Here is a 15,380-nt window from a genome sequence, read left to right as displayed (position 1 = left end):
AACGAATTCATAGTAGCATTGGTTATAAAACTCCTCAAGCAATAGAAGATCTAGCTAAAAAGGTAGCTTAGATTTAACTTTTTTGTGTCCAAAATATTGACTCAAATCCAATACTAAAAACATAATTAAAACTAGCATAAATTAATTAACACCTCATTTTTGATAATACAATAAAAGAATAGGCTAACATATTTGTTAGCCGCTTCTTTTAAAACTATGAGATTGAAGTTATTTGTAACATTTACAATACCCGCCCAAAACAATACTTCCACAGTCATAACCAGTCTTACAATCCCACCTATAAGAAACTTTTGTTCCAAGGTATCCATGCCCACAGTTATCCGAACAGACAACCCTTTCGCAACCACAGTTAATTGGGCCTAACAAAGTTCCAAAGAATTTTTTAACATATTTATCCCTCCTTCCTTCACTTAGATAATAACATGTTGTATCTTTTAAATAAATATAATGTTATAAATTTAAAGAATTTTCAGATTTTTAAAAACAGTTAAAAGAGAGGTTATATGTATATTATGAATTTTTATAAAGAAATATTGAGACAATCCGTTTCACAGCATAAGAAAACCATTCTTCTTACAATTGGTACCTCTTTAATTTACTCTGGATCTGTTTTAATTTTACTTTGGTTAATTATAAATAAAAGAATTAAAATTGGAGATTTTGTTGCAACTATCGATGCCATACAACGTTCACAATCTGTAATTACTAATATTTCTTTTTTACTTGCAGACTTATATCAACAAAGATTATATATTAGGGATTTATATTCCCTTTTTGAATATCCAGAAGATAAGGCTAACAATCCTGTTCCCTTTCCAAAATTAGAAAAGTCAATTGAATTTAATAATCTTTCATTTAGTTATCCCTTTATGAAAAACTATAGTCTACAGAACATTAACTTAAAAATATACCCAGGAGAAAAGGTTGTTATTGTAGGAGAAAATGGTTGTGGAAAAACTACATTAATTAAATGTTTGGCTGGTCTTTTTGAACTTAATAATGGGAGTATACTATTTGATCGAACAAACATCAATGATATAGATAAACAAAGTCTCCAACGTAATATTTCTATAACTTTTCAGGATTTTATAAAATATGAATTGAATGTCCTAGAAAATGTGACATTAAAAACTACAGAAAAGATTAATCGTCATAAAGTCGAACAAATACTCAAGCAGTCTGGTTCCTATGAATTTGTTCAAAAGCTTAAAGATAATTACAACACACGATTAGGAAGAATGTTTGAAGATAGTATAGATTTATCTGGAGGACAATGGCAACGTAAAATCCAAGGAAAGAGCGTTCCATAAAGCTTTTATGTCTCTATTGCACAAGTCGAAGGTTATAGTAAAAAAATGGATGTTTACTACCTCTGTTAAAGTGTCTTTGTTTTTCTTCTTATGGAAGAAAAACAAAGACACAGAAAATTCAAAATACTTTTACGCGACACTAGTGCTGTTTCATGTATATTGAAAAAAAGAAAAAGCACTGCTGAAATCTTCAGCAATGCTTTCCGATTAGACGTACTATGATAATGAACGTCTAATTTTTCTACTCATAAGTTCTGTATACTCATATATATTTATTTTAGCTTTAAGATACGTTCAATTTCCTCCACGCTCAACTTACTTGCCTTTGCAATAGTTTCAAGTGGTACACCAATTTCATGCATTCCTCGTATCATCTGCATCTTACCTTGCTCAATGCCTTTTTCCATGCCCTCTTGTTCTGCATGTGCTAACTTTGCTTGCTCATCTAAAAGCAATTTCTCTCGAGCTTCGTACGCTGTTCGGAAAGAAGAATCATGGCTCATATTTTCCCATTTATTTATTGCCTTTTGTAAAATTGGATCTTGATTCATCGCAATCTCCTCCAATGTTTGAGTTAAATGTTCATCTTCATGTGCTGGTAATAATAAAATCCAACGAGCAAATGTATTTTCCCACAGGTTTACTTTCTCTTCACGCCATTGTTTTACCAATTTCGGTATCTCTATAAAATGGATTTCAATGTCGTCACTTAATAGTTGCTGCATTTTAGTATTCCATAATTGTCCGATGGTATGAAATACATCATCCTGAGAAAATAAAATAAAGTCTAGTAAGTTAATGGTAATAGTTTTCCGAAGTGAACGATATGGCATTCCTTCTTGCATTTGGGATGTATAAAGTTTACTCCAGTAATATAACGATCGCTTTACCATATCATGTGTATTCCGAAGCTGAATTTCGATATTTACTTGCGTTCCATTATCTAGCGTTGCTAATAAGTCTAAAATTGATAACTTATCATCTTCATAAGATTTATGGAGATGTGGATCATCTAGTTGTAGCGAGGTAATAGGCACATCTAAAGATTCCTCTAAAATTGCATTTAAGAAACCCGTTAAAATTTCCTCATTCCCTTTCGTTCCAAATAACTGTTTAAAAGCAAAATCAATGCGTAAATTTACTAATTTAGTGGACATGGATTTCCTCTCCCTGTCTTTATCTTCTCTTATCCTTATTGTACATAAAAAAAGGTAGAACATGCAAACAGGCTCTTATGTTATCTTACATAAGAACCTGCCTAAATTCATAAAAAATGGACGGTTCTGGGCAATTTTCCGTCTCTAGTTCTAATAACCCCTTGTGGTCTTTCTCCATGATACGATTATTCCTTGGGTTATTCTCAAGATTTCGAATCATTCATCCTAAATACATTGCACATTCAAATCTTTGTGGTTTGTTAAAGCAGTAATAAATTGCGTTTTTTTACATTCTGGATGTTCTTTATTGGCATAACGACGATATGAAATATACGCCAATAATCCTTTATGAAACAAACTTTCCGCCAATCAAGCATTATAGTATCCAGCATCTAAAGCAACTTCTCGGGGATAAAAAACAAGCTGTTCTTTTACATATTCAATTCGGTCCAATAAAATACGCAAATCGCCCTCTCGGATCATGTTTCACAGACAAACGAACATCTAGATCATACATCATTTCATAGAATTTACGATTTTGTGTGATATCAAGATTTTGTTGATAATAGAACATAAAAAACGCCTCCTTTCTTATATTTTTCTACAAAAGGAAGCGTTTTTAAAGTATTTTATTGTGTAAATATCTTGACAGAGTTATTTTTCAACACTCTGAAACAGAAGGTGCTAACATACACCTTCTGTTTTTTATATTCCGCTATTTTAGTCCGTTTCAATTCTATAATCTACTATCTTATCATTATGATCTAAGTATAAAATGAGACATTCACTATCAATCGGGATAAACCCTCTTTCAGTCCCTAAATAATATATCATTTGATGGACAGTTTCAGACTGTCTTATTTCTGTTGGTGTACCCAACAACGTTATAACCTCTTCCTTGGATGTTCCAATTAGTTTATGTTTCGCTAGTAAATCATCTATCATATACACTCGTTTGCCATCATTTTTGAACCATGTTTCTTGGTGAAACTTCGACTGATATTCATTAACCCCTAATTGTATGATGCATATAGTAAATAATGCCGCACTAACAATTGTAATGCTTTTCAGTTTCTTACGATATATTTCTTGCTCATCACTTAAAGCTAGTTTAAACATCACCCACCGAAACAAAAGCAAAATGATAAATGGAATTGATACCGCTAAAACACTCACTATACTATAGGACGAATGAGCTATAGCAATGATGCATATAAAAGCTAAGTAAATGAATAAGTAGAAAAAAGTATATAAATACAATATTCCCCATAATAAAGGTTTCATATATGTTTTCAATAACGCGTCTCCTTTATGGCATCATTTTTGAGCAATCGCCTTGTCCATCTGTTCCATCACGTTTTTTATTTCTTGTAATTCTTTTGCAGTATATAACACTTTTTCATTCAGCAGCACATTTTTAAAATACATAATAAATTGTTCTCTATCTTTCAATCTTGGTACTCGTTCATGAGAACAGTCTATTATTTCATGTTCCTTTCTCTCATTCTCAAAATATACAACTGGCTTTACTTTTTCTTTTACAATTTCTGCATTTTTCTCTTTTAAATACTCATATAAACTTTCCGAAAGATGTTGTATCTTATAAACAACATTACCTTCATTTACTACTTTCAAAGTTCCCATTTGCTCTTCTTTTATAAAAATGAACGTTTCTTCTTGATTATGCTCATATTGATACTTTCCTATTTCATCAACTATAAATGAAAATATCCCTGCATTATCTTTTGTTAAACCGTGTATTATTCTTCCTTTACATTCTACTGTTTCAATCACATATACGCCTGTTCTTAATAACAACACATGATGAATACGGCGATTTTCCATCTTTCTTTTTGTTCTGCTTGATATTTTCGGCAAAAATATATTTGGAATCATGTATATCTCATTTTCTTTTACAATTTCCTGCTGAATAAATTGTTGTTTCATGTTATGTAATAGTTCATGCGTATGTATTTCCGCTACATTTTTTGAATACGCTTTTAAATCTGCAATAAAATTTTGTAACATTTGTACTTCATGATTATGTTTCTGCTGCATTTCACTGCGCTCTTTACTATGTTGCATTGTGAGTTCATTCTTCATCATTCGCATATTTTCAATTTCGCGAGCTGTTTTCACTTTTAAATCATTGTATTTTTGTTTTTCTATATTTTTTATCATTTCTTGCTGCTGTTCATAATTTTCAACTGTAGCAGCAATCTCCCCTTGATAGTTTTCTATGACTTGTGCTTTTTCAAAATCTACTTGTTGCTTCTCAGATTCTAGCTGTTTATTTTTATAAAACAATACAAATGCTACAGCTAATAAAGCTAATATGACACATATAAGCACATATTCCATTCTTCTTCTCCTTTATTCCTTATCAGACTCTGATTTTAAAATATTTCTATCTTATTATACTATAAAGTGAAACTTTAATCAGTGGGGGTTTTCTTCATTCTCCACTGATTATGAGCCCTCATCCATCGGGTTGTTGCGGGATAAAAGCGCAAAAAGCCTTGCTACTACAAGGCTTTTTGCAGACTTCCTTTATTCTGAAGCAAATACATATTATAGTAGAGTCCTTGCTTACTTAGCAGTTCTTGATGTGTTCCTCGTTCGACAATCTCTCCTTCATGCATTACAAATATTTGATCGGCATCTTGGATTGTAGACAACCGATGTGCAATTGCAATTGTAGTTCTTCCTTTACGCATACGCTGCAATGCTGTTTGAATTGCTTCTTCTGTTTCCGTATCAATATTTGCTGTCGCTTCATCTAATACAAGCACTTTCGGATTTGTTGCAATTGTTCTTGCAAAAGCAATCAATTGTCTTTGTCCACTAGAGAAAGCGGTCCCTCGTTCCACTACTTCTGTATTATACTGCTCTGGCAATTTTTCAATAAACGTATTCGCTTGCACAAAGCGGGCTGCTTCTTCTACTTCTTCATCAGTAATACTTTCATTATACATACGAATATTTTGCTTCACATTTCCAGCAAACAAGAACGCATCTTGCAAAACAAGACCAATCTTTTTTCGAATTTCCTGTTCCTCAAATTCTTCTAAATTTACACCATCTATTCGAATACTTCCTGACTTCATGTGATAAAATCTCATCAATAAGTTCATAATGGTACTTTTCCCACTACCAGTATGCCCAACAAAGGCAACTGTTTGCCCAGGCTTCACATGAAACGATACATTCTTTAACACATCTCGCTTCCCATCATAAGAAAACGTAACATTTTGAAACTCAATTTCCCCTTCATGTACTTGCGGCTGTTCATTCCCTTGTTGAACGGGTGCTAAATCATTTTCATCCATTAAATGAAACACACGGGAAGATGAAACGAGTGCTTGTTGAAAGAACGAAAGCTTCATCATCATTTCATTTACAGGTTGAAAGAAACGGTGAATATAGTTAACAAAAGCATATAATACCCCAACTTCAACGGGACTATTCAATGCATTAATCCCAAACAATGCAAGCACGAATGCAATTGCCATAATGTGCACAAGATCTGTTGCTGGACGTAAAAGCAATGCATCTAACTTTAACGTTCGGCGACCAGCATTATAATGCTTACCATTTATCTCTTCAAACTCTTTTCTCATCCGTCTTTCTTGCCGGAATACTTGCACAATATTCATACCTTGAATCGATTCATTTAACTTCGCATTTAAAATACTAAGTTGACTGCGTAATTCTAAATAAAAAGCTGAACTTTTCCGGCGATATATCGCCATAATCGTCACCATAATTGGAATCATGATGAGAGAACATAAAGCTAGTTTTACATCCAGTAAAAACATTGCGACTAATATTCCAATTAAAAATACAATATTTTTCACAAACGTCGATAATACACTCACATAAAAATCTTTAATGGCTTCTGTATCATTCGTTATGCGCGATACAAGCGTCCCAATTGGGGTACGATCAAAAAAACTGAGCGACAGCTTTTGTACATGTTCATATACTTCTACACGCATATCTTGCACAATTTTAAATGCAATATTTTGAAAGTATAATAGGTTTAAATACGTAAATAACACTTTTAATAAATGGGCGACCATATATATAACAAATAACGTTATTAATGCCGATTGTTCAAAATTACGTGGAACTAAGTGTTCATCTAGAAATTGTTTAATTAAAAATGGCCCCATCATTTCTGTAACCGTTGCACCAACTAAAAATAGAAACGCCAGTGATAACAATCCTTTATATGGTTTCAGATAAGAAAGTAATCGCCATAAGTCACTTCTCTTTTTCTCAGCCATTATATGCCTCCCTTCTCAACTAGCGCCTCTAACTGTTGACTTTCATACATCTCTTTATACCAACCCGTTTGCTCCATCAATTGTTCATGCGTCCCTCTCTCTACAATCTTTCCTTCATCTATAACAAGAATAAGATCGGCATGTTGAATCGCACTTAACCGATGCGCTGTTATAATCGTTGTTTTTTGCGCTCTTTCTCGTTTTAAAGCTGTTAAAATGGTCTCCTCAGTCTTTGCATCTACCGCAGATAAACAATCATCTAAAATTAAAATTTCAGCATCTGTTAATAATGCACGAGCAATAGAAATTCGCTGTTTTTGTCCACCTGATAGAGAAACCCCTCTTTCTCCTACTACTGTATCGTATCCTTCAGGAAATTGAATAATATCATCATGAATACATGCAATTTCAGCAGCACGCGCAATTTCCTTATATGATGCATTTGTTTTTCCAAATGCAATATTTTCTCCTATGCTTGCTGAAAATAAGAAATGGTCTTGCGGAACATAAGAAATAGCCGCCCTAACACTATGAAGTGTCATATCGCGAATATCTTCATTTCCAATTTTTAATTCACCATTAAAATGATCATACTCCCTAATCAAACATTTTAATAACGTCGTTTTTCCCGCACCAGTTCGGCCAACAATGCCTAACGTTTCTCCCCTTTTCAATTCAAAATGAATATCTTTCAAATTTAACATTTCATTTTTCTTATAAGAAAATGTATCGATTGCAAATGATACATCACCGCTCGCTACACGCTGTATTGCATCCTCTTTATTAACGACATCTGAAGTTTGAGATAAGATTTTTTCAACGCGATCATATGACGCTCGCCCGCGTTCCATAATATTAAAAAGCCAACCAAACGCTAACATCGGCCAAACGAGAGTTCCTAAATATGTTGTAAAAGTAATTAATCCACCTACTGTCAGCTCTCCCCGCACAACTAAAAGTGATCCGTAACAAACTGCGATTAAAAATGAAAAACCGACAATAAGAGCAATTGTTGGATCAAACAATGAGTCAATACGAGCAACTAACATATTTTTATATACTACATCTTCTGACTTTTTTCGAAATGCTTGTAAATCTTCTTTTTCTTGACCAAGTGAGCGAATCACCTTCATCCCACTCATACTTTCTTGTACTTTATCGTTAATTTCCGAAAATGCTTGTTGCGCTTTATGAAATCGTCTATGTAACAATGTGCCATAATAATTTGTAGAAATCGCTACAATTGGCATAGGAAGGAGACTAATCAGCGTTAACTTCCAGCTGATTGTAAACCCCATTGCCATTAATACACATCCTCCTACAGCTAGAGAGTCAACAAGTGTCAATACACCAGAGCCGGCTGTTTGTTGAATCGCTTGAATATCATTTGTCGCATGAGCCATTAAATCACCTGTACGATGCGATTGATAAAACGAAGGGCTCATGTTTGTAAAGTGTTCATATAACCTGCTCCTCAATTGACGTGCTAATTTTAAAGAAGAACCGAAAATCATAATACGCCATATATAACGTAATATGTACATTGTGATTCCAACAACGATTAAAAGCCCAACCCATTGTAATAGCTTTTCGGCAGTTAAAGTTTGATTATTAATCTCATCAACAATAATTCCAATTACTTTCGGTGCTACAAGCTCTAATAATGCTACTCCAAACAATAAAATAATTCCTGTTATGTACGCTCGCTTTTCTTGTTTAAAAAACCAAGCTAACTTAAAAAATACTTTCATTTTATCCTCCTCCCTTAAAATAAGCGATGTTCTCAGTTTATCAAAAATACAAAATTTTTAAAAGTTTTAAAAATTAGTACCTTCAAATGAAAAGGACATCCGTTTCGGATGTCCTTTTAGCGCTTATTTCATTTGCTTGTTCATCGCGCTCATCATTTGATTAATTTTCTTTTGAGACGGTTTTTGTCCCATTTGCATCATCATCATTTTTAACATTTGTTCATTAATTGGTGGATTTTTTTGTAAGTAGTTCATCATATATTTACGAGCGATAAAAAATCCTAACGCTACGCCTGCTAGTAATGCTACTACACCAACTAGAATACCTGACCAAATTGGCATATATTTTCCTCCTTCATGTTGTCTACCTTACAGTGTACTAAAACCTTTTCAATAAGACAAGATGATATTCGACATTTTTTTATACATATGTTCGTGCTTGCTTGAGAGGATTTAGCCAACCATACTTCTTATTTTCATAATCCATTGCTAAAAATGTTAATTCACATTTTCTGAGCACCTCAAAAAAAGTTGTCTCCATTGAAACATTTCCAGAGGTATTCATTCGAATGTATTGTGGTTTCACGATTATTTCTCCGTATTCCGTCCCTATATACAGCATATGTGTATGATATGTTCTATTATATTTCCCTAAATGGTGTAAAGCTTGTTCCAATTTATGATGAATTTTTATGACTTGTAAAGGCGTCGTAATATACATCATCTGCTTATATAGTACTTTCTTTTCCGAAAGGGATTCAGATTCTGAAAATCGAACAAATAAATCAAAAAGCAAAGATTCACGACCAAAGTATGTCTTCGCAATATCTTCTTGAATTAAATACAATTCATACGTTTTCATTTTTCTCCTCCCGATCTGGACAATCTTTTTCTCTACATTATATAGAAGAATATGTGCAATGATTGTCTGACTACGGAAAAAGAAAAAACTTTTTCTGTCGAATTCAGTCATTTACATAGAAAAACCCCTCCATATCGGAGAGATTTTTCAAAGCTATTAAAGCATTTCTTTTACTTTACGTACAACGTTTTCTACAGTGAATCCGTACTCTTCCATAATCTTTTCACCAGGAGCAGATGCACCAAACGTATCGATACCTAATACGTCGCCTTCAAGACCAACGTAACGATGCCATCCGAATGTAGCACCCATTTCGATTGCGAAACGTTTTGTTACTGCTTTTGGTAATACTGATTCTTTATATTCAGCAGATTGCGCTTCAAAGCGATCCATAGATGGCATGCTGACAACAGCTGCATCTACACCATCTGCTGCCAACGCTTTTTGCGCTTCAATTGCTAAGCTTACTTCAGATCCAGTTGCAAGTAAGATTACATCAGCTGTTTCTTTCTTGCTTGCAGAAATTACATATGCACCTTTTGACACTTTCTCATAAGTATCTTCTTTTGCACCTTCTAATGTAGGAAGATCTTGACGAGTTAAAATTAATGCCGTTGGTGTGCTTGTAGATTCTAAAGCTAATCTCCAAGCCGCTACAGATTCGTTACCATCAGCTGGACGGATAACAGAAACATTCGGCATCGCACGAAGAGCTGCTAATTGTTCGATTGGTTCATGTGTTGGACCATCTTCACCAACAGCAATACTATCATGCGTGAATACATATGTCACAGGTAATTGCATTAATGCGGCAAGACGAATTGCTGGACGTAAGTAATCAGAGAATACGAAGAATGTACCACCGTAAGTTTTTAAACCGCCATGAAGTGCGATACCGTTCATTGCTGCACCCATTGCGAACTCACGTACACCATACCAAATGTTTTTACCGCTGTAATCAGCTCTTGTAAAATCTTTCTCGTTATTCATATATGTTTTGTTAGAACCAGCAAGGTCTGCAGATCCACCGAAGAATGATGGTACAGCTTCTGCGATTGCATTAATAACAGCACCTGAAGATGAACGAGTTGCTGTTTTTGATCCTACTTCATAAGTTGGTAGATTTTGTTCCCAACCTTCTGGAAGAAGACCTTTCATCGCCATTTGTAATTCATTTGCTAATTCTGGGTATGCTTTTGCATATTCACCGAACATTGTGTTCCATTCAGCTTGTGCTGTTTCACCAACATCTTGCACTGTTTTACGGAAGTTTTCATATACTTCTGCTGGTACGTGGAAATCTTCTTGTGCAGTCCAAGCGTATGCTTCTTTTGTTAATTTTGTTTCGTCTGTACCAAGCGGAGAACCATGTGAAGCTGATTTTCCTGATTTGTTTGGAGAACCGAAACCAATTGTTGTTCTTACTTCAATTAGCGTTGGGCGTTTTTCGTCAGCTTTCGCGCTTTCAATTGCTTTTGCAATTGCTTCAATATCATTGCCATCCTCAACACGGATTACTTGCCATCCGTATGCTTTATAGCGATCTTCTACACTTTCAGAGAATGAACGATTTAAATCACCATCTAATGAGATATCGTTAGAATCATATAATACAACGAGTCGTCCTAATCCTAAATGTGCTGCTAACGAAGATGCTTCAGCAGAAACGCCTTCCATTAAATCACCATCACCGCAAATTGCGTATGTATAATGATCGACAACATTGTACGCATCACGATTATATTTCGCTGCTAAGTGTCTTTCTGCCATCGCCATCCCAACAGCAGTTGAAATACCTTGTCCAAGTGGACCAGTTGTTGCATCTACACCTGGTGTATGACCAAATTCTGGATGTCCTGGTGTTTTACTTCCCCATTGACGGAAGTTCTTTAAATCATCCATTGTTACATCATAACCAGATAGATGAAGTAAGCTGTATAACAGCATAGAACCATGACCTGCAGATAATACGAAACGATCACGGTTAAACCAAGTTGGGTTATTTGGATTATGTTTCATAAATTTAGTCCATAATGTATAAGCCATTGGTGCTGCACCCATTGGCATTCCTGGGTGACCAGAGTTTGCTTTTTCAATCGCATCAATGGATAATGTGCGAATCGTGTTGATAGAAAGTTGTTCGATTGAATGTGACATGCTATTCTTCCCTTCGCTTATATTAGTAAACGTTTTATACATTTATATGATAGCTTCCCACGCAAGATTATACAACATGTATCGACAAATATGTTGATGTTTTTTTGTTTTTTTATAAAAAAAAACGTAATTCTCTAAATGTATGGGCATTCAATCTGTCATACTTTTTCATTGTTTTTATATTAAAAATAAAATAAATTATCCGTATATTTATACATAAATACTTTATTACTTCATTTTTTATCTTTTCACCTTTCTTTTGTCTATCCTATAAAAATATCTATTGTTTCCGCATAATGAAACAATAGATATACGAATCCTATACAATTCGTTTTCTCATTGAACTTGAAAGAAAATCAATAATGATTACCATAATAATAATTCCAAGTAAAATGATTCCTACCCTCGGCCAATTTCTTGAGCTTAATGCAAAAATAAGTGGTGTACCTATTCCGCCTGCTCCAATAACGCCTAAAATCGCCGCAGATCGGACATTAATCTCAAAACGATAGAGCGTATAAGATAAAAAGTCGGGTAATACTTGCGGTAATACCGCATACCAAAGTATTTGAAAGCGATTTGCTCCATTCGCAACTAAGGCTTCAATAGGCCCCTTCTCTATATTTTCAATTCCCTCTGCGTACAACTTTCCTAGCATACCGATAGAATGTAATCCTAATGCTAAAACACCTGCGAAAGACCCTGGGCCCACTGCTTTTATAAATAGCAGTGCCATAACTAATTCAGGGAATGTACGAATAAAACTAAGTACAAACTTTCCTGCTGATGACATTCCTTTCCCTGCACTCATATTTTTAGCCGCCCAAAATGCAAATGGGATGGAAAGAAAAGCAGACACAAACGTACCTAATATAGCAATTGCTAACGTATCTACTAAACCGTGCAATAAATCTTCACCATCTGGTAACGAGACATATGCCCAATCTGGATTCACGATTCCAGATAAAATCGCTTTTGTAATTTGTCCCGCTGTATCCTTTATCCCCTCGATCGGCATTCCTGAAAATGCCCATATATATAAGAGCGTCAATGCAATAAAGATCATCCAACGATATAAACTCATTTTCTTCGGTTTTGGCACAATCATTGTAGGTTTGTTCATCATAATTTCTCCCGTAATACTGTACTTATATAATCAATTAACAATACAACAACAAGTGTATAGATAATAATAGAAGACGTTTGTTGATATTGTAAAAAACCAAGTGTACGGTCATAATATAATCCGATACCACCCGCACCAACTAACCCTAAAACAGCTGCTGCTCGTACATTTACTTCAAACGTATATAATACATAAGAAACAAATTGCGCCATTACTTGTGGAATCACCCCATATACAATCCACTGCATTTTATTCGCTCCTACAGCTGTCATCGCTTCTAACGGACCTAGATCAATTGCTTCAATTGATTCGTACAATAATTTTGCAATAATCCCAACTGAAAAAAAGATAAGAGCGAAAATTCCTGGAAGCGGACCAATTCCAAAAATCGCAACAAAGATGGCTGCTAATAATAAATCTGGTATCGTCCGAATAAAATTTAGCACAAACCGAGCTGGGCCATATAAAAAAGCAGTTGCAAACACATTATTGGCTGCTAATAAAGCAAGTGGAATAGAAAGAATAGCTCCTAAAGTTGTACCAATAATAGCCATGCGAATTGTTTCTAAAATAGCAGTCGTAATGACCTGAAAGTAGCTCCAATCTGGGGGCACCATTTCCTTTAATAAATCGATCATATTCGGCCAACCTGTTACAAGTTTCGTAAAAGATGCATCTACTTGTATGCCGCTACCCCAAAGTAATACAATCATTAAAATAACTGTGAATATGTGCTTTAACTTCCTCGGAGGCTTCGGAATTGCTTTTGTATGAGCCATTGCTATATCTCTCATTTGGCCGCCCCCCCTAACAATTCATGCCGCGCAATAGAAGATCCATAAATTTCAGCAAATGTTTCATCCGTCGCTTCCTCTACCGTCCCGTCAAATACGATTTTCCCTGCATGCAATCCTATAATCCGCGTTGCATATTCCCTCGCTAATTCAATAGAATGTAAATTTACAATTGTAGTAATCCCAAACTCTTTATTAATCTGCTTTAAATCATCCATTACTTGTTTTGTAGTAAGCGGATCTAGGGACGCAACTGGTTCATCAGCTAAAATAATTTTTGCTTCTTGTGCCAAGGCTCGTGCGATTGAAACACGTTGCTGTTGCCCGCCTGATAACTCATCAGCACGCGTATATGCTTTTTCTAAAATGTTCACCCGCTCTAACGCTCGAAATGCAAGTTCTACATCTTCTTTTGGAAATAGTCCCAATATGGTACGCAATGTTGAATGATACCCAACGCGCCCAGCTAACACATTTTTCAACACGGTAGTCCTTTTTACAAGATTAAAACTTTGAAAAATCATTCCGATATCCCGGCGCATATGTCGTAATTCTTTTCCTTTTGCCTCCGTAATCGATTGTCCATCAATGATGATTTCACCTTCTGTAATTTCATGCAGCCGATTAATAGAACGAAGGAGTGTCGATTTCCCTGCACCAGACAACCCAACCATAACAACAAATTCGCCTTTATGAATTTTTATGTTGATCTTATTCAAACCTTTTGTACCATTCGGATATATTTTCGAAACATTTCGAAACTCAATCACACGTCTTACCTACTTTCTACTTGTTTTACGAAACAGAAAAACGGCTAACTAACAAAAAACTATGTTACAGTTTCGTTAGTCGGCCATTCAAAATTTGTAGTTTACCTATTCGGTTACTGTGTTTTCACTTTCTTTCCATATTCACGAACGATATCAAATTTACTGTCATCAGACTTGACATACCCTTCATGTGAATAGACTTCCTTTATAATTTTATGCCCTTCTTCATCTTTTCCAATTTCAATAAAGGCATCTTGTAGCTTTTTGCTCCATTCTGCATCTAAATCAGAGCGCACCGCAATTGTATCGTTTGGGATTTTTTCAGTGAACTTTATAATTTTTGTCTTATCGAATACATCTGGATCATCCTTTTTAACAATATTACGAGCATCTTGGAATACAACTGCCGCATCAACATCACCGTTTAAAAGAGCAATAATAGACTGATCATGCCCTTTTAATGTAACTGGTTTCACATCTTTTAATGGATCAATCTTTTCCTTCATTAAAACTGCCGCTGGCCAAACATATCCCGCAGAAGATGTAACATCTTGATATCCGATTTTTTTCCCTTTCAAATCTTTAATACTATTAATATTTGAATCTTTCTTCACGACAAACTCAGATTTATAAAAGTCTACTAAATCTTTTGTAGGTTGACCTGTTTCATCGTCTACTCCAAATCGTTGCGCCTGTAATATGACATTGGCTGCTTTCTTCTCATGTGCTAACACGTAGGCAGTTGGTGGTAAAAAGCCTACATCTACCTGTTTAGATGCCATTGCTTCGACAATCGTATTGTAATTCGTGGAAACGCTAACTTTAACAGGAATATTGAGCTTATCACTTAACAGCTTTTCAAGCGGCTTCGCTTTCGCCTCTAACGTATCTGCATTTTGTGAAGGAACAAACTGAACATTTAATGTTTTCGGTACATATCCTTTTTTCTTCTCTTCACCCTTCGTTGCACTTGATTCCTTTGTCCCACAACCGCTTAGTAGACTAGCTGCTAGTATGGCTGTCGCCCCCATCATGAAAACTTTTTTTAACATGTAGAAATCCTCCATTTTCTTAATTCATAAAATGACGAGCTGTAAACACGTAGAAATATACCATAAAATTCCCAACACAGAGTATTATTTA

The 15,380-nt window shown here is 34.9% G+C and carries 14 protein-coding genes; 1 reads left to right on the top strand and 13 read right to left on the bottom strand.

Annotated features, from left to right (window positions below; translation table 11 throughout):
- Positions 1-533: 533 nt before the first annotated feature.
- Entirely contained in the window at positions 534-1,331 is a 798-nt protein-coding gene (locus MR063_RS19110) for an ATP-binding cassette domain-containing protein (RefSeq protein WP_242200808.1), read from the top strand.
- Between the two features lie 272 nt (positions 1,332-1,603).
- Here the strand turns inward: MR063_RS19110 and MR063_RS19105 are convergent, their stop codons facing one another.
- From MR063_RS19105 to MR063_RS19050, 13 genes are all read right to left on the bottom strand, one after another.
- Entirely contained in the window at positions 1,604-2,488 is an 885-nt protein-coding gene (locus MR063_RS19105; protein WP_242200805.1) for an Rpn family recombination-promoting nuclease/putative transposase, read from the bottom strand.
- Positions 2,489-2,927: 439 nt separating this feature from the next.
- On the bottom strand, positions 2,928-3,062 hold the full coding sequence (locus MR063_RS21890) for a hypothetical protein (protein ID WP_277927946.1): 135 nt from the start codon (positions 3,060-3,062) through the stop codon (positions 2,928-2,930).
- Between the two features lie 146 nt (positions 3,063-3,208).
- A complete protein-coding gene (locus tag MR063_RS19100; protein ID WP_242200802.1) occupies positions 3,209-3,784 on the bottom strand; it encodes a hypothetical protein in 576 nt (191 codons plus the stop codon).
- Between the two features lie 21 nt (positions 3,785-3,805).
- Complete coding sequence (locus tag MR063_RS19095; protein WP_242200799.1) at positions 3,806-4,849, bottom strand: NERD domain-containing protein; 1,044 nt, start codon at positions 4,847-4,849, stop codon at positions 3,806-3,808.
- Positions 4,850-5,013: 164 nt separating this feature from the next.
- Complete coding sequence (locus MR063_RS19090; protein ID WP_242200797.1) at positions 5,014-6,777, bottom strand: ABC transporter ATP-binding protein; 1,764 nt, start codon at positions 6,775-6,777, stop codon at positions 5,014-5,016.
- Positions 6,777-8,528: an ABC transporter transmembrane domain-containing protein gene (locus tag MR063_RS19085; RefSeq protein ID WP_242200795.1), complete on the bottom strand. Its 1,752-nt coding sequence runs from the start codon at positions 8,526-8,528 to the stop codon at positions 6,777-6,779. The genes MR063_RS19090 and MR063_RS19085 overlap by 1 nt, the downstream gene beginning before the upstream one ends.
- A 123-nt stretch (positions 8,529-8,651) precedes the next feature.
- Positions 8,652-8,870 carry a YneF family protein gene (locus MR063_RS19080; RefSeq protein WP_012094776.1) on the bottom strand — a complete coding sequence of 73 codons (219 nt, stop codon included), beginning with the start codon at positions 8,868-8,870 and terminating at the stop codon, positions 8,652-8,654.
- A 79-nt stretch (positions 8,871-8,949) separates the two neighbouring features.
- Positions 8,950-9,390, bottom strand: coding sequence for a sporulation inhibitor of replication protein SirA (sirA, locus tag MR063_RS19075; RefSeq protein ID WP_242200793.1), 441 nt, complete (start codon positions 9,388-9,390; stop codon positions 8,950-8,952).
- A gap of 156 nt (positions 9,391-9,546) precedes the next feature.
- Entirely contained in the window at positions 9,547-11,547 is a 2,001-nt protein-coding gene (gene tkt / locus MR063_RS19070; protein ID WP_242200791.1) for a transketolase, read from the bottom strand.
- Positions 11,548-11,866: 319 nt separating this feature from the next.
- The gene (gene phnE, locus MR063_RS19065) at positions 11,867-12,670 is read right to left on the bottom strand and encodes a phosphonate ABC transporter, permease protein PhnE (RefSeq protein WP_242200789.1); all 804 of its coding nucleotides are present in this window, start codon (positions 12,668-12,670) and stop codon (positions 11,867-11,869) included.
- Positions 12,670-13,467, bottom strand: coding sequence for a phosphonate ABC transporter, permease protein PhnE (gene phnE / locus MR063_RS19060; protein ID WP_242200787.1), 798 nt, complete (start codon positions 13,465-13,467; stop codon positions 12,670-12,672). The genes phnE (MR063_RS19065) and phnE (MR063_RS19060) overlap by 1 nt, the downstream gene beginning before the upstream one ends.
- Positions 13,464-14,237, bottom strand: coding sequence for a phosphonate ABC transporter ATP-binding protein (gene phnC / locus MR063_RS19055; protein ID WP_242200784.1), 774 nt, complete (start codon positions 14,235-14,237; stop codon positions 13,464-13,466). Before phnC ends, phnE (MR063_RS19060) begins: the two co-directional genes overlap by 4 nt.
- A gap of 113 nt (positions 14,238-14,350) precedes the next feature.
- Positions 14,351-15,289 (bottom strand): phosphate/phosphite/phosphonate ABC transporter substrate-binding protein, encoded by a 939-nt coding sequence (locus MR063_RS19050; RefSeq protein WP_242200783.1) that lies wholly within the window; start codon positions 15,287-15,289, stop codon positions 14,351-14,353.
- Positions 15,290-15,380: the final 91 nt, after the last annotated feature.

Origin of the sequence: Bacillus cereus group sp. BfR-BA-01492 (genome assembly GCF_022662815.1) — a bacterium.
Taxonomy (GTDB): Bacteria; Bacillota; Bacilli; order Bacillales; family Bacillaceae_G; genus Bacillus_A; species Bacillus_A cereus_BD.
Note: the sequence above shows the minus strand (reverse complement) of the source record. Positions and strands in the feature narration are given on the sequence as shown.